The 1,133-nt window shown below is 62.0% G+C and carries 1 protein-coding gene and 1 pseudogene; one reads left to right on the top strand and one right to left on the bottom strand.

Annotated features, from left to right (window positions below):
- Nucleotides 1-241 (bottom strand): annotated as a pseudogene (locus tag AC1DSN_RS22990) (hypothetical protein); the annotation flags it as partial.
- A 259-nt stretch (nt 242-500) separates the two neighbouring features.
- Here AC1DSN_RS22990 and AC1DSN_RS22995 point away from each other — a divergent pair.
- Nucleotides 501-1,133: SAM-dependent methyltransferase (locus AC1DSN_RS22995; protein ID WP_477333193.1), on the top strand; the 633-nt coding region annotated here is incomplete at its 3' end.

Here is a 1,133-nt window from a genome sequence, read left to right on the forward strand (position 1 = left end):
CGGTGTTGTCGTTGCCATTGGTGACGTACACCTCGGCACCATTGGGGCTGACGGCGATACCCTGCGGGTTACCACCGACCGGGATCGTCGCCGTCACGGCGTTGTTGGTGGTGTCGATGACGGAAACCGTATTGTCGGCCTGGTTCACCACGTAGGCATTCTTGTTGAATGCGGCGGCAGGCAGCGCAACAACCGCCAGCACGAGCGGGAGGGCGCAGCGCGTGATTTTCTTGTTCATCATGGAATACCTCGAAAGTGGATGTTGGGCGCCAAGAAACGCCCGCCATGAAGCTATGTCGGGGCTTCGGCCTTCGACATATGTCATCGATTGCGTGGGTACGGGCATGCCGAGCTGGAACGGGATGACCTTATCGAAGCTTCGTTACCGGGACTTTCCCTTCGGGTTACGCCGGACGTTGCAGGCGTGTGGCAGGTGGATCGCCTTGCACAAAGCGGCGGCTCTGCTATAACGGGGATTCAACGGGGTCAGGGGAAGTTCCATGGCGAATACGCCAGAGGCGTCGAAGGGGAGCCTGGTGTGCGTCGGGGTCGGCATGACGCTCGGCTCGCACCTCACGCCGATTTCAAAAAGCGAGATCGAGCGCGCGGACGTCGTGTTCGCCGGGGTATCCGATGCCCTGGTGGAAATGTGGCTGCGCGAAATGCATGCCGACGTGCGCAGCCTCCAGCCGTATTACGCCGAGGGAAAGTCGCGTCGGCGTACGTACGAGGAAATGATCGAGGCCATCCTCGCCGAGGTTCGTGCCGGCAAGCGTGTCTGCGGCGTTTTCTACGGCCATCCGGGCATTTTCGCCCTGGCGCCGCATCGCTCTATCGAGATCGCGCGCGCAGAGGGCTATGACGCACGTATGGAGCCCGGCGTCTCGTCGGAGGACTGCCTCTACGCGGACCTCGGCATCGACCCGGGCTTGCTTGGCTGCCAGCATTTCGAGGCTACGCAATTCCTGCTGCACAAGCGCAATGTCGATCCGTCGGCCTGGTTGTTCCTCTGGCAGGTAGGCCAGGTAGGCGACCTCTCCCTGGGCAAGCGCGGCACCGGTGAGCCCTATCGCCAGATCCTCGTCGACGTGCTCGCCCGGCATTATCCGCTCGACCATCCGGTCATCATCTAC

The sequence above is a fragment of the Luteibacter sp. P4_D7_3 genome (genome assembly GCF_056401735.1).